This window comes from Cellulomonas fimi ATCC 484 (genome assembly GCF_000212695.1).
GTDB lineage: Bacteria > Actinomycetota > Actinomycetes > Actinomycetales > Cellulomonadaceae > Cellulomonas > Cellulomonas fimi.
Window position 1 is genome coordinate 2,471,583 of record NC_015514.1, and the last position, 15,952, is coordinate 2,487,534.

The following is a 15,952-nucleotide window of genomic DNA, read 5'->3' on the forward strand; positions in this document are numbered from 1 at the left end:
TCGCCGGCGTCACAGCAGGCGGCGGCTGCCCTCGCGGACCACGCGGAGCCAGCGGTACCCGTACCCGGCCAGCGGCACCGTGACCCGACCGCGCTCGTCGCAGGTCCACTCCTCGGCGTGCAGCAGGTCCACGAGCCGGACGAGCTCGCCGCCGTCGTCGTCGGGGACCGCGTCGGGAAGGTGCAGGGGCACCTCGACGGACTCGTCGCCCAGGTTGTGCAGCGCGAGCGTCGAGCCGTCCTGCCACGTGCTGCGGTGCGCGAGGACGGCGGCGTGCGGCTGGTCGAGGATCTCGACCTCCGTCGCCCAGCCGAGCTCGGGGCTCTCGCGGTACCGCCGCACGAGCGTCTGCACGAACGTCAGCATCGACTCGGGGTCGCGTCGCTGGTCGGCCACGTTGACGTGCTCGGGCCCGTAGCCGCCCTCGGTGACGGGCCCGGCGAGGCGCCCGCGCTGCGCGCGCGAGAACCCGCCGTTGCGCTCCGAGGTCCACTGCATCGGCGTGCGGACCGCCAGCCGGCCCTCGGCCGCGAGGTTCTCCCCCATGCCGATCTCCTCGCCGTAGAACAGCACGGGCGTGCCGGGCAGCGAGAAGAGCAGCGAGTAGACCATGCGGACGCGGCGCGGGTCGCCGCCGAGCATCGGGGGCAGCCGCCGGCGCAGCCCCCGGCCGTACAGCTGCATGTCGGGGTCGGGCCCGAGGGCGGCGAACACCTCGGCCCGCTCGTCCTCGGACAGCTTGTCGAGCGTCAGCTCGTCGTGGTTGCGGACGAACGTCGCCCACTGCGCGTCGCGCGGGATCGGCGGACGCGAGCGCAGCGCGCCCGCGAGCGGCCCGGCATCCTGCCGGGCGAGCGCGAGGTACAGCTGCTGCATGCCGACGAAGTCGAACTGCATCGTGAGCTCGTCGCCGTCCGACTCGCCGTCGCCGTCGTCGTCGCCGAAGAACTGGCGCTGCTGCTCGTAGGGCAGGTTGACCTCGCCCATGAGGATCGCGTCCCCGGTGCGCCGCGTGAGGAACGCGCGCAGCGACTTGAGGTAGTCGTGCGGCCGCTCGATCTCGTCGCCGGGCCCCTTGGCGGCGTCGGCGAGGAAGAACGGCACGGCGTCGACGCGGAAGCCCGACAGCCCGACCTCGGCCCAGTAGCCCACGACCTTCGCGATCGCGTCGCGGACCTGCGGGTTCGCGGTGTTGAGGTCCGGCTGGTGGCGGTAGAAGCGGTGCCGGTAGTACTCGCCGGTCGCCTCGTCGAACGTCCAGATGCCCGACTCCTGGTCGGGGAAGACGACCTGGTCGGACGTGTCGGGCGGCTTCGTCGCGCTCCACACGTAGAAGTCCCGGTAGGGGGACTCCGTGCTGCGCCGGGCCGAGCGGAACCACGGGTGGCGGTCGCTCGTGTGGTTGACCACGAGGTCCGCGATGACGCGGATGCCGCGGTCGCGCGCTGTGCGGATGAGCTCGACGAGGTCGCCCGCGTCGCCCAGCCGGGGGTCGACCGCGAAGAAGTCGACGATGTCGTAGCCGTCGTCGCGGTCGGCCGTCGGGTAGAACGGCATGAGCCACAGGCACGTCACGCCGAGGTCGGCGAGGTGGTCGATGCGCTGGACGAGCCCCGGGAAGTCGCCGATGCCGTCGTCGTTCCAGTCCATGAACGTCTCGACGTCCAGGCAGTAGATCACCGCGTTCTTCCACCACAGGTCGCCCGTGTCGCGCAGCCTCATGCCGTCACCTCCCGCAGCGCGCCGACGAGGTGCTCGCCCGCCATGTCGAGGAACGCCCGCAGCCCGGTGCCCGCGGGGGCGGCGGTGGGCGCGGCGGACGGGTGCTTGCCGCGGCCGGGCTCGTCGTCGGTCGCGACCTGGTGCACGTAGACGGCGTCGAAGCCGAGCGCGACGAGCGCGGCGATCCTGTCCCGCAGCCGCGCGGGGTCGTGCTCCACGAGGACGGACCGGCGCACGAGGTCGTCGGACAGGTGCGGCACGAGCGCGTCGAAGGACTCGGGCAGGTCGAGGTCCCACGCGACGGGCGGGCCGACGACGTTCGCGGTCCACTGCTCGCGGGCCAGCGCGAACGCGGTGTCCGGGTCGGGCGCCCACGCGACGTGCACCTGCAGCGCGACCGTCCCGCGGCCGCCCGCGGACCGGTACGCCTCGAGCACCTCGCGGAGCACGCGCGGGTCCTGGTTGACCGTGACGAGGCCGTCGGCCCACTGCGCGTGCCGCGCGGCGGTCGCGGGCGTCACCGCGGGCCCCACGAGCAGGGGACGCTCGTCCGGGAGGGTCCACAGCTTCGCGCGGTCGACGGTGACGAGCCCGCGGTGCGTGACCTCCTCGCCGTCGAGCAGCGCGCGGATCACGTCCACGCACTCGCGCAGGCGCGCGTCCCGCTCGGCCTTGGCAGGCCAGCGGTCGCCGGTGATGTGCTCGTTGACGTTCTCGCCGGACCCGAGCGCGACCCAGAACCGGCCGGGGAACATCGCCCCGAGGGTCGCGACGGACTGCGCCACGACCGCCGGGTGGTACCGCTGGCCGGGGGCGTTGACCACGCCGAACGGCAGGGTCGTCGACGCGAGCGCCGCGCCGAGCCACGTCCAGGCGTGGCCGGAGTGGCCCTGCGTCGCGCTCCAGGGCGCCCAGTGGTCCGAGCACATGCCGGCGTCGAAGCCGACGTCCTGCGCGTGGCGGGCGGCCTCGAGGAGCGCGCGCGGGTGGACCTGCTCGTGCGAGTGGTGGAATCCGACGACGGTCATGACGACCGTTCCTACCTGCTCACGGGCGAGGCCGCGCGTCGGGGGCCCGCATCCCGCCGGCGGGACGCCGCACGTCGGGCGTCCCTCCCCCTGCCGCGCGCCGGCAGACGGCGCGCGGCACGGCCGGGTTCAGCGGTGGCCGGCTCCGGCCGACGCGGGGCGCGTCGCGGGGGCTGCGGTGTTGTCCCGCGTCGCGCGGTTGGTCACCGTGACGGGCAGCGGCACGACGGTGGCCGACGGAGCGGGGGTCGCGGCGGCGGCGGCGCGGCGCGCGCGGACGCGCTCGACGAGGCGGGCGCGGAGCGTGACGCGGTGCGACTCGGGCTCGAACGCCGTGCCGGAGGCGGCCTGGAAGGCGACGAGCCCGGCGGCGGGGTGGCCGGAGACGCCGGCGGCCAGGGCGGTGAGGTGCGTGATGTTCATGGCGGGTCCTTCGTGATGGGAACGCTTCCAGCCTACGGGAAACGCTTGCCCATTCATGGGACGAAAGCCGTGGACCCACCCGCTCCCGTGCGTCGCGTGCGTCACACCCCCACCGGACGCACGTCCCCCGAGCGGGGCCGCGCCAGCAGCGACGCGAGCGCCAGCAGCACCACGGCCACGACCGCCACGGTCGCGACGTACGCGGGCGTGAGCGGCGACCCCAGCACGATCGCCAGGGCGGCGCCCACGGCGACGACCACCCGCACCAGGACGCGCTGCTCGTCCAGCCAGACGCCGACAGGGCCCGTCGAGACCCCGCGTCGCTCCCCCGACGTCCGCAGGCCCGCGACGCCCCGCGACCACGACCGGCGCAGCGCGACCGCGGCCGCCGTCCGGCCGGAGACGAACGCGACCGCCGCCACCACCACGCCCAGCACGAGGGCGGAGCGCAGCGTGACCCGCAGCAGCGAGACGACCTGGTCGTACACGACGACCGCCGCGTCGGGCCGCTGCACCTCGGGTGGCAGCGCGTTCGCGTAGACGGACCGGCCGACCGCGAGCGCCAGGCCGAGCACGAGCATCGCACCCGCCAGGGTCAGGCCCGCGACCACGAGAGCCCGCGACCGGTTGCGGGCCAGCAGCACGCCGCCCGCGAGCAGCCCGATGACGAGCCACGGCAGCCACGTGCCGAGCACGTCGACGGCGCCGTACGCGTTCTGCAGCCGCACCAGGTCCGCGCTGCTCATGAGCGGGAAGCTCGCGGAGATCGTCGGCAGCCGGTCCACGACCGTGAACCCCGCCTCGGACAGCGTCGAGCGCACCGCCGTGATCACCGGGGTCAAGTCGACGGTGAGCGTGCCCTGCGCGTCGATCGACGCCAGCGCGTCGGGATCACCCCGCAGCACCGCGACGAGCTGGGAGTGCACCGCCCGGTTCGCCTCCGTCCAGGCCGTGTCCAGCGCGTCCGACTCCACCACGCGCTCGACCGTGCGGCGCACGAAGCCCGTCGCCGCGTCGACGAGCGGGCCCTGCAGGGCGAGCACCGCGGACGACAGCCGCGGCGGCAGGCCCGCGTCCGCCACCGCCGTCGTCGCGTCCTCGACCAGCCCGTCGAGGTTCACCGCGTCGACGATCGCACCCGTCACGCGGCTCGTCACCGCCTGCTGCACCTGCGGCTCGTCGACGAGCGGCGCGACCGTCGCGAGGTACCGGTCGGTGTCCGTCACGAGCCCACGGCCCCACGCCGCGACCGCCGCGACGGGCGCGAGCAGCGCGCCGACCACCAGCAGCACGACGGACGCCGTCGCACGCCCCGGCCGCCGGTCACGGCGCGGCCCGCTCTCCGCCGCGGCCACCCCCGGCGCCGGGCCCGAGGCCCGCAGCCGTGCGTTCTCGGCCTCGAGCTCGGCGAGCCGTGCCCGCAGCGCGCGCACGTCCTCGTCGGGCGCAGCCCCCGCACCCGTCGTCCCCGACCCGTCCTGACCGGCCATCGTCCCTCCCGACCCGCGCGACCCGCTCGGTCCGAGCGTCGTCGCGTGGCACGTCGGCGCGCGACACCCGGCGCGGGTACCGTGCGTGCGGGCGCACCCCTGCGCCCGGACGCCGGCCGCACCCACGTGCACGTCGACCCCGGAGGGACCGATGCCCAGACCCCCCGTCCCCGCGCAGGAGCAGGCCGTGCGCGACCCGCGACAGCCTCCCGCCTGGCTCCCGCGGGCGCTCGCCATGACCGCCGCCGCGGTGTTCCTCGGGCTCCTCGCGTGGCGCGCGCTGTCGCTGCTGGGCGCCGTCATCACGATCGTCGTCATCTCGTGGTTCATCGCGCTCGCGATGGAGCCGCTGATCCGCTGGCTCGTCGGGCACGGCATCCGGCGTACCCGGGCGACCGGCATCGTCATGGTCGGCGGCATCGTCGTCGTCCTGGCGATCACCGCGCTGTTCGGCGGCCTGTTCGTGGCGCAGCTCGTCGAGCTCGTGCAGTCCCTGCCCGACTACTACGAGCAGCTGACGACGTGGCTCGACGAGGCGTTCGGCGTCGCGGTGCCACCGGTCGACGAGCTCGTCGCGAGCATCGGCGACAACTGGCAGTCGCTCGCCCCGAGCATCATCGGCATCGGCTCGTCCATCGTCGGCGGCCTGTTCACGCTGTCGTCGGTCCTGCTCGTCGTCTACTACATGGCGAGCGCCGGACCGCGGTTCCGGGCCGCCGTGCTGCGGCTCTTCGCGCCCCGTCGTCAGCGCGAGGTGCAGCGGCTGTGGGAGGTGTCGCAGGAGAAGGTCGCGGACTTCATCAACTCGCGCATCGTGCTCGCGGCGCTCGCGACGGTCTTCACGTTCATCTTCCTGACCGTGCTGGGCATCCCCTACGCGCTGCCGCTGGCCGCCTTCACGGGCGTCGTGTCGCAGTTCGTGCCGACCGTCGGCACCTACATCGGCGGCGCGCTGCCCGTCGCCGTGGCGCTCGCCGTGAGCCCGGTCAAGGGCCTCGCGGTGCTGGCGTTCATCATCGCCTACCAGCAGGTCGAGAACCTCGTGTTCTCGCCCAAGGTGTCCGCCCGGTCGCTCGAGCTGAACCCCGCGGTCTCGTTCCTCGCGGTCATCGCGTTCGGCGCCGTGTTCGGGCCGATCGGCGCGTTCCTCGCCCTGCCCGTGGCCGCCACGATCCAGGCCGTGTCGTCGACCTACGTGCGCCGCCACGAGCTCGTCGACGCCGCGCTCCTGGAGGAGGACGAGCAGACGCAGAAGGACCAGGGCTGGCGCGGCGTCGAGGACGCCCCGTCGCCCGTCGCGCCGATCGTCACCGACGACCGTCAGCCGTAGAAGACACGCTCCACGACCGCGCGGGCACGCCGGGCCGTGCGCAGGTAGTCCTCCTCGAGGACGTTGCCCGCGCCCGCCGGGTAGCCCGCGACCCGTGCCACGCCCGCGAGCGCCTGCCGGTCGTGCGGCAGGACGTCGGCGTGCGCGCCCTCGGCTCGACCCGTCCAGAGCACGTTCGCATCCCGCAGCCGGGACGCGAGCTCCCACGCCTCGACGAGCACGCGTGCGTCGTCGGCGGACAGCAGCCCGGCGTCGTGCGCGGCCGCGAGCGCGTCGAGCGTGGACGTCGTCCGCAGCCCCTCGACCTCGTGCGCGTGCTGCAGCTGCAGGAGCTGCGCGGTCCACTCGACGTCGGCGATGCCGCCGCGTCCCAGCTTGAGGTGCCGGGCGGGGTCGACCCCGCGCGGCAGCCGCTCCGACTCCACGCGCGCCTTGATCCGGCGCACCTCGCGCACGGTCGCCGCATCCAGGCCGCCCGCCGGGTACCGCAGCGGGGCGACGAGCTCGACGAACCGCTCCCCCAGCCCGGCGTCGCCGGCGACGGGGCGGGCGCGCAGCAGCGCCTGGCTCTCCCACGGCGAGGACCAGCGGCCGTAGTACTCCGCGTAGGCGTCGAAGGACCGCACGAGCGGACCGTTGCGGCCCTCGGGTCGCAGGTCGGCGTCGACCGCGAGCGCCGGCTCCGGGCCGACCGAGCCGAGCAGCGCGCGGACCTGCGTCGCGACCGACAGCGCGAAGTCCTGCGCGAGCACCGGGTCCGCGCCGTCGACCGGGTCGTGCACGAACAGCACGTCGGCGTCGGAGGAGTACCCCATCTCACGCCCGCCGAGCCGGCCCATCGCGACGACGAGCATGCGCGTCGGGTTCTCGTCCACCCCGTGCGCGACGCGCGCCTCCCACTCGGCGACCCGCAGCGTGCCTGCGAGCACGACGTCGGCGGAGGCGGTGAGGCTGCGTGCGGCGCGCACCCCCGTGACGACGCCCAGCACGTCGGCCGCGGCGGTACGGGCGAGCTCCCGGCGCCGCAGGCCGCGCAGCGCGAGGACCGCCGGCACGGGCTCGTGCGCGCGGGTGAGCACCGCGTCCGCCTCGGCGGACAGCCGTTCGGCGGTGCGCGGCTCGAGCTCCGCGTCCTCGGCGAGCCACGTCACCGACCCCGGCGAGCGCGACAGCGCGTCCGCGACGTAGCGGGACGTCGACAGGACGTGCGCGAGCCGCTGCGCGACCGTGCCCGAGTCGCGCAGCAGCTTGAGGTACCAGTGGGTCGTGCCGAGTTCGTCGGACAGGCGCCGGAACGCGAGCAGCCCGCCGTCGGGGTCGGCGCCGTCGGCGAACCAGCCGATCATCACCGGCAGGAGCTGGCGCTGGATCGACGCGCGCCGCGAGACGCCCTCGGTGAGCGCCGCGAGGTGGCGCAGCGCCCCGGCCGGGTCGCGGTAGCCGATCGCGGCGAGCCGGGCCCGGGCGGCGTCCGGCGCGAGGCTCGCCTCCTCGGTCGACAGCTGCGCGGTCGCGGGCAGCAGCGGCCGGTAGAACAGCTCCTCGTGCAGGTGCCGCACGTCGCGGCGCACCGACCGCCACCGTTCGAGCAGGCCCTGCGCGCCCTCGGCCCGCAGCCCGACCGAGCGGGCCAGCCGCTGCAGGTCTGCCTCCGCGGTCGGCAGCAGGTGGGTGCGGCGCAGGCGGTGCATCTGGATGCGGTGCTCGAGCAGGCGCAGCCAGCGGTAGCAGACGGCGAGCCGGGCCGCGTGCTCCCGGCCGACGTAGCCGCCCGCCGCGAGCGCCGCGAGCGCGGTCAGCGTGCTGGGGCTGCGGATCGTGTCGTCGGCCCGGCCGTGCACGAGCTGCAGGAGCTGCACCGTGAACTCCACGTCGCGCAGCCCGCCGATGCCGAGCTTGAGCTGGCGGTCCGCCTCGGCCGCGGGGACGTGCTGCTCGACGCGCCGCCGCATCGCCTGCGCGTCCTCGACGAAGTTCTCGCGCTGCACGGCCGCCCACACGAACGGCTGCGTCATGTCCGCGTAGGCGCGGCCCAGCTCGGGGTCGCCCGCGAGCGGCCGGGCCTTGAGCAGCGCCTGGAACTCCCACGTCTTGGCCCAGCGCTCGTAGTACGTGCGGTGGCTCGCGAGCGTGCGCACGAGCGGGCCGTCCTTGCCCTCGGGGCGCAGCGCGGCGTCGACCGGCCACAGCGCGGGCTCCGCCGACGCCACCGAGCACACGCGCGCGAGCCCGGCCGCGAGCCGTGCTCCGACCGCGAGCGCGTCCGCCTCGTCCACGCCCTCGACCGGTTCGGCGACGTAGACGACGTCGACGTCGCTCACGTAGTTGAGCTCGCGCCCGCCGGTCTTGCCCATGCCGATCACGGCGAGCCGGACCCCCGCGCCGTGGTCGTCGAGGTCGGCGCGGGCGACCGCGAGGGCCGCCTCGAGCGCCGCCGCGGCGAGGTCCGCGAGGGCCGCCGCGACACCCGGCAGGCGGGACAGGGGGTCGCCGGTCGTGACGTCCGCGGCGGCGATGCGCAGCAGACGGGTCCGGTAGGCGCGGCGCACGTCGTCGGTCGTCTCCGCCGAGCCGGCGCGCGCGACGGGGACCGCGGCGTCCGGGTCGGCGCCGACGGCCCGCAGGAGCTCGGCACGGACGTCCCCGACGGGCACGCCGAGCGCGGGGGCGTCGTCGACGAGCACGTGGAGGTTCTCGGGGTGCGCGACGAGCGTGTCGCCGAGCGCGACGGAGGTGCCCGCGACGCCGAGCAGGCGCGCCCGCGCCGGGCCGTCGTCGGTGAGCACGTCGCGCAGCAGGGCGGCCAGCTCGGGCCGCTCACGCACGGCGCCCGCGAGCTTCGCGAGCGTGAGGAGCGCCTGGTCCGGGTCGGCGAGGTCGCCGAGCGCGCCGGCGAGCAGCGCGGGCGCGTCGGGCACGACCTCGAGCAGCGCGGCGTCCGCGAGCAGCCGCTCGGCGCGCGCGACGTCCGCCACGCCGGCACGCGTGAGGCGCCCGGCGAGGCTGCCGCTGCGGCCGTCGACGCTCACGCGGCACCTCGCCCGACGCCCCGCGCCGCCCCGGACGGGGCGGGCGGGCAGCCCAGCACGGGAGCCGTCACAGGACCGGCAGGAACCGCCGCAGCTCGTACGGCGTGACCTGCGCGCGGTACTCGTCCCACTCCTGGCGCTTGTTGCGCAGGAAGTAGTCGAACACGTGCTCGCCGAGGGTCTCCGCGACGAGCTCGGAACGCTCCATGACGGCGATCGCGGCGTCGAGCGACTGCGGCAGCGGGTCGATGCCGAGCGCGCGGCGCTCCGCGTCGGTCAGCTCCCACACGTCGTCCTCGGCACCCTCGGGGAGCTCGTAGCCCTCCTCGATGCCCTTGAGCCCCGCGGCGAGGATGACGGCGAACGCCAGGTACGGGTTGGTCGCCGAGTCCACCGCGCGGTACTCGATGCGGCTCGAGTTGCCCTTGCCGGGCTTGTAGAGCGGCACCCGCACGAGCGCGGAGCGGTTGTTGTGGCCCCAGCAGACGTAGCTCGGCGCCTCGGCGCCGCCCCACAGCCGCTTGTAGGAGTTGACGAACTGGTTCGTCACCGCGGTGATCTCCGCCGCGTGGCGCAGCAGCCCCGCGATGAACGAGTGCGCGGTCTTCGACAGCTCGAGGTGCCCGCCCGGCTCGTGGAACGCGTTGCGGTCGCCCTCGAACAGCGACAGGTGGGTGTGCATGCCCGAGCCCGGCTGGTCCGCGAGCGGCTTCGGCATGAAGGACGCGAACACGCCCTGCTCGAGCGCGACCTCCTTGACGACGGTGCGGAACGTCATGATGTTGTCGGCCGTCGTGAGCGCGTCCGCGTAGCGCAGGTCGATCTCGTTCTGGCCCGGGCCCGCCTCGTGGTGGGAGAACTCCACCGAGATGCCCATGGACTCCAGCATCGTGATCGCGGCGCGCCGGAAGTCGTGCGCCGTGCCGCGCGGGACGTGGTCGAAGTAGCCGCCCTGGTCGACCGGGACGAGCGGCTGCGCGGGGTCGGCCGGCGCCTCGAAGAGGTAGAACTCGACCTCGGGGTGCGTGTAGAAGGTGAACCCCTGGTCGCTCGCGCGGGACAGCGCGCGCTTGAGCACGTGCCGCGAGTCCGCGAGCGACGGCTGCCCGTCGGGCGTCAGCAGGTCGCAGAACATGCGGGCGGTGCCGTGGCGCTCGCCGCGCCAGGGCAGCACCTGGAACGTCGACGGGTCCGGCTTGGCGATCATGTCGGCCTCGTAGACGCGCGTGAGGCCCTCGATGGCGCTGCCGTCGAAGCCGATCCCCTCGGCGAACGCGTTCTCCAGCTCCGCCGGCGCCACGGCGACCGACTTGAGGATCCCGAGCACGTCGGTGAACCAGAGACGGATGAAACGGATGTCCCGCTCCTCGACGGTGCGGAGCACGAACTCCTGCTGCCTGTCCATGGCGTACATCCTGCCCGATGGGGGCGCCGTGTCGACGCCGTCTCACGTCCCGGCGGCGAGGCGCGCCCGCGGCGGTGACTAGGCTCGACGCATGACGACCCTCCGCATCGCCCTCGCGCAGATCGACACGTGCGTGGGCGACGTCGACGGCAACGCGGCGGCCGTCCTGTCCTGGGCGCGACGCGCCGCCGACGCCGGTGCGCACCTCGTCGTGTTCCCGGAGATGACGCTCACGGGCTACCCCATCGAGGACCTCGCGCTGCGCGCGTCGTTCCGGCGCGGTGCCGAGGCGGCCCTGCAACGCACCGCTGCGGAGCTGGCCGCGGCCGGGCTCGGCGACCTCGCCGTGCTCGTCGGGACGGTCGGCGAGCGCGGGCAGGGCGACGTCGACGCGCCGGACGACCGTGGCCTGCCGACGAACCAGGCGGTGCTGCTGCAGCACGGGCGCGTCGTGACGCGCTACGACAAGCACCACCTGCCGAACTACGGCGTGTTCGACGAGTTCCGGATCTTCGCGCCCGGCGACGCGACGTGCGTCGTCGACGTCGCGGGCCGCCGGGTGGGCGTGGTCGTGTGCGAGGACATCTGGCAGGACGGCGGGCCCGTCGCGCAGATGGACGAGAACGACGTCGACCTGCTGGTCGTCCTCAACGGCTCCCCGTACGAGGAGGGCAAGGGGCACGTCCGCGTGGAGCTCGCCCAGCGGCGCGCGCGCGAGGTCGACGCGCCGGTCGCGTACGTGAACCTCGTCGGCGGCCAGGACGACCTCGTGTTCGACGGCGGCTCGTTCGTCGTCGGCACCGACGGCGAGCTGCTGGCCGGTGCGCCGCAGTTCGTCGAGCACCTGCTCCTGTGGGACCTCGCAGAGCGCGGCACGGCGCCGGTGCGCGGCGCGGTCGCCGCCCCGCTCGCGCCCGACGAGGAGGTGTACCGGGCGATCGTCACCGGCCTGGCCGGCTACGTCCGCAAGAACGGCTTCCGCTCGGTCGTGCTCGGCCTGTCGGGCGGCATCGACTCGGCGCTCACCGCCGCGATCGCGGCGGACGCGATCGGCGGCGAGAACGTCGTCGGCGTGTCGATGCCGTCGTCGTTCTCGTCCGCGCACAGCAAGGACGACGCCGCGGACCTCGCGAAGCGGCTCGGCGCGGACCTGCGCGTGCAGCCGATCGCGTCCGTGGTCGACGCGTTCCAGGCGCAGCTCGCGCTCGAAGGCGTCGCCGAGGAGAACCTGCAGGCACGCGTGCGCGGCGTGCTGCTCATGGCGGTCTCGAACCGCGAGGGGCACCTCGTCATCGCGCCCGGCAACAAGTCGGAGCTCGCGACGGGCTACGCCACGATCTACGACGCGGGCAGCATCGGCGGCTTCGCGCCCCTCAAGGACGTCGACAAGTCGCGCGTGTGGGCGCTGGCCCGGTGGCGCAACGCGTACGCCGAGGCCCGGGGCGAGGTGCCGCCGATCCCCGAGTCGTCCATCACGAAGCCGCCGTCCGCGGAGCTGCGCCCCGGCCAGCTCGACCAGGACTCGCTGCCGCCGTACGACCTGCTCGACGAGGTGCTCGACGCGTACGTCGAGCACGCCGAGGGGCGCGCGGAGCTGCTGGCCCGCGGCTTCGACCCGGCGGTCGTCGACAAGGTCGTCACGCTCGTCGACCGTGCCGAGTGGAAGCGCCGGCAGTACCCGCTCGGCCCCAAGGTCACGGCGCTCGCGTTCGGGCGCGACCGCCGCCTGCCCGTCACGTCCCGGTGGCGCGAGCCCTGAGCCGCCGCACCGCCCGCACGACCCCCGACCCGTCCTGACCCCCGGAGCAGCCCGATGAGCCAGACCCCCAAGCGCGTGCGCGTCCACCACCTGCGCGAGGCGAAGACGCGCGGCGAGCGCCTGACGATGCTCACCGCGTACGACGCCGTCACCGCGCGCATCTTCGACGACGCGGGGGTCGACATGATGCTCGTGGGCGACTCGATCGGGAACACCATGCACGGGCACGCGACGACGCTGCCCGTCACCGTGGACGACCTGATCCCGCCCGCGCGGGCCGTCGCGCGTGCCCGCCAGCGGGCGTTCGTCGTGGTCGACCTGCCGTTCGGCTCGTACGAGGCGGGCGCCGAGCAGGCGCTGGGCACCGCGGTCCGGATGATGAAGGAGACGGGCGTCGACGCGGTCAAGCTCGAGGGCGGGCGCCGCGTCGTGCCGCAGATCCGCGCGCTGACCGACGCTGGGATCCCCGTCGTCGGGCACCTCGGCTACACGCCGCAGTCGGAGAACCTCTTCGGCGGGCCGCGCGTGCAGGGGCGGGGCGACGTCGCCGCCGAGCGGCTGTCCGAGGACGCGGTCGCGATCGTCGAGGCGGGTGCCGTCGCGGTGGTGCTCGAGATGGTGCCGGCCCCGCTCGCGGCGCGGATCACGGAGATCGTCGCGGTGCCCACGATCGGCATCGGCGCGGGCGCGCAGTGCGACGGCCAGGTGCTGGTGTGGGTCGACATGGCGGGCATGACCGACTGGTCGCCGCGGTTCGCCAAGCGCTTCGGCGAGGTCGGCGCCGCGCTGCGGTCGGCGGCCGCCGCGTACGTCGACGAGGTCCGCGGCGGGACCTTCCCCGACGCCGCCCACCAGTTCGACGCGTGAGGTCCCGCGCCCGCGCCTGGTCGGCGGTCGCCGCGGGGCTCGTGCTCGTCGTCCTGGTCGTGCTGGCCGTGCCCGTCGGCGCAGGTGCGCTCGGCGTCGCGCAGCTCGTCTCGTTCCGGGCCGTGCTGGCCCTCGGCGCGCTGGTCCTCGCCGCGGCTCTCGTCGCCGTCCCGACCACGCGTCGACGGCTGCGGCCGCTCGTCGCCGTGCTCGCGGTCGGCGCGCTCGCGCAGGTCGCGGTCCTGGTGTGGCGGTCGGTGCCGCTGCCCGCCGCGCCCACGCAGGCCGACGACGAGGTCGTGGAGCTCGCGTTCAACACGCTCGACACCGTGGGGCCGCAGGAGCTCGCGCGGCTGGTCCTCGACCAGGACGCCGACGTCGTCGTCCTCCCGGAGACGTCGCGCACGACGGCCGACGGCGTCGCGCTGCTGCTGCGGGCCGCGGGCCGTCCCGTCCTCGTCCACGCCGCCGACAGCGACGTGCGCGGCATCGCCGGCACCTCGCTGCTCGTCGCTGCCGACCTCGGCGTCTACCCGGACGCGCAGGTCCTGCCCACGCGCCTGGGGTCGCTGCGCGCCGAGCCGGCCGACGGCGGGCCGGTCCTGGTCGCCGCGCACCCCGCGGCACCGATCACTCCGGGGTCCATGACGACGTGGCGCACCGAGACGGCCCTCGTCGTCGCGCAGTGCGCGTCCACGCCTGGCGCGATCGTCGCCGGCGACCTCAACGCGACGCTGGACCACCCCGCGCTGCGGGACCTGGGGCAGTGCGTGGACGCCGCACGCGCCGCGGGGGCCGGGGCCCGCGGGACGTGGCCGTCGACGGTCCCGAGCCTGCTCGCCGCACCGATCGACCACGTGCTCGTCGACGGGCGCTCGTGGCGCGTGACGGGCTTCGAGGTCCTGGGCCGCACGGGCGCGAGCGACCACCGGCCCGTCGTCGCCCGGCTCGTCCGCCGCTGACGCACGCCGGGAGCCACGCCGGGATCACCGGCTGCGGCGGTCCTCCTCGTCCCACGCCTCGGTCCGCTCCTTGGCCCGCTGCAGCGCGTGCTCGGCCGCCTCCCGCGTCGGGTACGGACCCATGAGCTTGCTCCAGTCGCTCCGGCGCCCCTCCTCGACCGCGTGCGTCTCGGTGTTGTACCAGTACTCCGCGCCCATGCCGCACTCCTCTCGGTCCCGGCCGCGACGCCCGACCGGCGGGTGCCCCGCCCGGGCGTCCCGGCCCGCAGTCCGTAGACTGCCAGGTATGCCGCCCGTGCACGCGCCACGATCCGCCCTGGTCCCGGGCACGGTGAGCCCTCGCCGTGCCGTCCCGCCGGCCATCGCCCGCCCCGAGTACGTCGGGAAGCCCGGACCGGCCCCGTGGCGGGGCAGCGACGTCCTCGACGCGGAGACGATCGAGCAGGTGCGCGTCGCCGCACGCATCGCCGCGCAGGCGCTGGCGGAGGTCGGCCGGCACGTCGAGCCGGGCGTCACGACCGACGCGCTCGACGCCGTCGGCCACGAGTTCCTGCTCGACCACGGCGCCTACCCGTCGACCCTCGGCTACCGCGGCTTCCCGAAGTCGCTGTGCACGTCGGTCAACGAGGTCATCTGCCACGGCATCCCCGACTCGACCGTGATCGAGGACGGCGACATCGTCAACGTCGACGTCACGGCGTTCGTCGGCGGCGTCCACGGGGACAACAACGCGACGTTCCTGGCCGGCGACGTCGACGAGGAGTCCACGCTGCTGGTCGAGCGGACGCGCGAGGCGCTCACGCGGGCGATCAAGGCGGTCCAGCCGGGCCGCGAGGTCAACGTCATCGGCCGCGTCATCGAGAAGTACGCCGCGCGGTTCGGGTACGGCGTCGTCCGCGACTACACCGGGCACGGCGTCGGGCCGGCGTTCCACACGGGCCTCGTCATCCCGCACTACGACGCCGCCCCCGCCTACGACCGGGTCATCGAGCCCGGCATGGTCTTCACCATCGAGCCGATGCTCAACCTCGGCACCTCCGACTGGGTCATGTGGGACGACGACTGGACCGTCGTCACCGCGGACGGCCGCCGCAGCGCGCAGTTCGAGCACACCCTGCTGGTCACCGACACCGGGGCGGAGGTCCTGACACTGCCATGAACCACCACCACAAGAAGAAGCACGCGGTCGCGTTCGGCATCGACATCGGCGGCAGCGGCATCAAGGGCGCCCCCGTCGACCTGGCCGCCGGGGAGTTCTCCGCCGACCGCGTCCGCATCCCCACGCCCCTGCCCGCCACGCCCGACGCGGTCTCCGCGACCGTCGCCGAGGTCGTCGCGTCGTTCGACCTCGACACGGACGTGCCGATCGGTGTCACGTTCCCCGCGGTGATCCTGCACGGCGTCGCGCAGTCCGCGGCCAACGTCGACAAGTCCTGGATCGGCACGGACGTCGAGGCCGCCGTCGGCGCCGCGACCGGCCGCCGCGTGGTCGCCGTGAACGACGCCGACGCCGCCGGCTACGCCGAGGTGCGGTACGGCGCGGCCAAGGACGTCGACGGCGTCGTGCTGGTCGTGACGCTCGGCACCGGGATCGGCTCCGCGCTCGTCGTCGACGGGCGTCTCGTGCCGAACACCGAGCTCGGCCACCTCGAGATCGACGGGTTCGACGCCGAGTCGCGTGCCGCCGACAGCGCCCGCGACCGCGAGGACCTCGACTGGGCGACCTGGGCGCAGCGCCTGCAGCGCTACTTCACCGTGGTCGAGAACCTGTTCTGGCCCGACCTCATCGTGGTCGGCGGCGGCGTCAGCAAGCACCACCAGCAGTTCCTTCCGCTGCTGGACCTGCGGACCCGCATCGTCCCGGCCGAGCTGCGCAACGCGGCCGGCATCGTCGGCGCGGCGGCACTCGCCGCCAGGGCCCACTGACGCGCACCCGC

13 protein-coding genes are annotated in these 15,952 nt (G+C 74.9%); 6 read left to right on the forward strand and 7 right to left on the reverse strand.

From position 1 onward, the window contains the following. Positions 1–9: 9 nt before the first annotated feature. From CELF_RS11280 to CELF_RS11295, 4 genes are all read right to left on the reverse strand, one after another. On the reverse strand, positions 10–1,722 hold the full coding sequence (locus CELF_RS11280; protein WP_013771386.1) for an alpha-amylase family protein: 1,713 nt from the start codon (positions 1,720–1,722) through the stop codon (positions 10–12). After that, the gene (locus CELF_RS11285; RefSeq protein ID WP_013771387.1) at positions 1,719–2,750 is read right to left on the reverse strand and encodes a TIGR03885 family FMN-dependent LLM class oxidoreductase; all 1,032 of its coding nucleotides are present in this window, start codon (positions 2,748–2,750) and stop codon (positions 1,719–1,721) included. Before CELF_RS11285 ends, CELF_RS11280 begins: the two co-directional genes overlap by 4 nt. Before the next feature lie 129 nt (positions 2,751–2,879). Then, positions 2,880–3,173 (reverse strand): hypothetical protein, encoded by a 294-nt coding sequence (locus CELF_RS11290; protein ID WP_013771388.1) that lies wholly within the window; start codon positions 3,171–3,173, stop codon positions 2,880–2,882. A 101-nt stretch (positions 3,174–3,274) separates the two neighbouring features. Next, on the reverse strand, positions 3,275–4,663 hold the full coding sequence (locus CELF_RS11295) for a hypothetical protein (protein WP_013771389.1): 1,389 nt from the start codon (positions 4,661–4,663) through the stop codon (positions 3,275–3,277). Between the two features lie 151 nt (positions 4,664–4,814). On the opposite strand from CELF_RS11295, the gene CELF_RS11300 reads away from it, so the two are divergent. Next, positions 4,815–5,993: an AI-2E family transporter gene (locus CELF_RS11300; RefSeq protein WP_013771390.1), complete on the forward strand. Its 1,179-nt coding sequence runs from the start codon at positions 4,815–4,817 to the stop codon at positions 5,991–5,993. Here the strand turns inward: CELF_RS11300 and CELF_RS11305 are convergent. Continuing rightward, on the reverse strand, positions 5,984–9,022 hold the full coding sequence (locus CELF_RS11305) for a bifunctional [glutamine synthetase] adenylyltransferase/[glutamine synthetase]-adenylyl-L-tyrosine phosphorylase (RefSeq protein ID WP_013771391.1): 3,039 nt from the start codon (positions 9,020–9,022) through the stop codon (positions 5,984–5,986). The genes CELF_RS11300 and CELF_RS11305 overlap by 10 nt on opposite strands. A 67-nt stretch (positions 9,023–9,089) precedes the next feature. Continuing rightward, positions 9,090–10,427 carry a glutamine synthetase family protein gene (locus CELF_RS11310; protein WP_013771392.1) on the reverse strand — a complete coding sequence of 446 codons (1,338 nt, stop codon included), beginning with the start codon at positions 10,425–10,427 and terminating at the stop codon, positions 9,090–9,092. A 91-nt stretch (positions 10,428–10,518) separates the two neighbouring features. Between CELF_RS11310 and CELF_RS11315 the strand changes: the two genes are divergently transcribed. The 3 genes from CELF_RS11315 to CELF_RS11325 are packed head-to-tail and all read left to right on the forward strand — an operon-like array spanning position 10,519 to position 14,015. Then, positions 10,519–12,186, forward strand: coding sequence for an NAD+ synthase (locus tag CELF_RS11315; protein ID WP_013771393.1), 1,668 nt, complete (start codon positions 10,519–10,521; stop codon positions 12,184–12,186). A 54-nt stretch (positions 12,187–12,240) separates the two neighbouring features. After that, positions 12,241–13,053 (forward strand): 3-methyl-2-oxobutanoate hydroxymethyltransferase, encoded by an 813-nt coding sequence (gene panB / locus CELF_RS11320; protein ID WP_013771394.1) that lies wholly within the window; start codon positions 12,241–12,243, stop codon positions 13,051–13,053. Then, positions 13,050–14,015 carry an endonuclease/exonuclease/phosphatase family protein gene (locus tag CELF_RS11325; RefSeq protein WP_013771395.1) on the forward strand — a complete coding sequence of 322 codons (966 nt, stop codon included), beginning with the start codon at positions 13,050–13,052 and terminating at the stop codon, positions 14,013–14,015. Before panB ends, CELF_RS11325 begins: the two co-directional genes overlap by 4 nt. A gap of 24 nt (positions 14,016–14,039) precedes the next feature. Here CELF_RS11325 and CELF_RS20450 read toward each other — a convergent pair whose 3' ends face one another. Then, positions 14,040–14,213: a hypothetical protein gene (locus CELF_RS20450; RefSeq protein ID WP_013771396.1), complete on the reverse strand. Its 174-nt coding sequence runs from the start codon at positions 14,211–14,213 to the stop codon at positions 14,040–14,042. Positions 14,214–14,301: 88 nt separating this feature from the next. Between CELF_RS20450 and map the strand changes: the two genes are divergently transcribed. Next, positions 14,302–15,174, forward strand: coding sequence for a type I methionyl aminopeptidase (gene map / locus CELF_RS11330; RefSeq protein ID WP_013771397.1), 873 nt, complete (start codon positions 14,302–14,304; stop codon positions 15,172–15,174). Next, positions 15,171–15,941 (forward strand): polyphosphate--glucose phosphotransferase, encoded by a 771-nt coding sequence (ppgK, locus tag CELF_RS11335; RefSeq protein ID WP_013771398.1) that lies wholly within the window; start codon positions 15,171–15,173, stop codon positions 15,939–15,941. Before map ends, ppgK begins: the two co-directional genes overlap by 4 nt. Positions 15,942–15,952: the final 11 nt, after the last annotated feature.

Bases quoted from the DNA above. Each gene is read 5' to 3' on its own strand.
- map (WP_013771397.1), top strand. From the start codon at position 14,302: ATGCCGCCCGTGCACGCGCCACGATCCGCCCTGGTCCCGGGCACGGTG.
- CELF_RS11295 (WP_013771389.1), bottom strand. From the start codon at position 4,663: ATGGCCGGTCAGGACGGGTCGGGGACGACGGGTGCGGGGGCTGCGCCC.
- CELF_RS11310 (WP_013771392.1), bottom strand. From the start codon at position 10,427: ATGGACAGGCAGCAGGAGTTCGTGCTCCGCACCGTCGAGGAGCGGGAC.
- CELF_RS11285 (WP_013771387.1), bottom strand. From the start codon at position 2,750: ATGACCGTCGTCGGATTCCACCACTCGCACGAGCAGGTCCACCCGCGC.
- panB (WP_013771394.1), top strand. From the start codon at position 12,241: ATGAGCCAGACCCCCAAGCGCGTGCGCGTCCACCACCTGCGCGAGGCG.
- CELF_RS20450 (WP_013771396.1), bottom strand. From the start codon at position 14,213: ATGGGCGCGGAGTACTGGTACAACACCGAGACGCACGCGGTCGAGGAG.
- ppgK (WP_013771398.1), top strand. From the start codon at position 15,171: ATGAACCACCACCACAAGAAGAAGCACGCGGTCGCGTTCGGCATCGAC.
- CELF_RS11300 (WP_013771390.1), top strand. From the start codon at position 4,815: ATGCCCAGACCCCCCGTCCCCGCGCAGGAGCAGGCCGTGCGCGACCCG.
- CELF_RS11315 (WP_013771393.1), top strand. From the start codon at position 10,519: ATGACGACCCTCCGCATCGCCCTCGCGCAGATCGACACGTGCGTGGGC.
- CELF_RS11290 (WP_013771388.1), bottom strand. From the start codon at position 3,173: ATGAACATCACGCACCTCACCGCCCTGGCCGCCGGCGTCTCCGGCCAC.
- CELF_RS11280 (WP_013771386.1), bottom strand. From the start codon at position 1,722: ATGAGGCTGCGCGACACGGGCGACCTGTGGTGGAAGAACGCGGTGATC.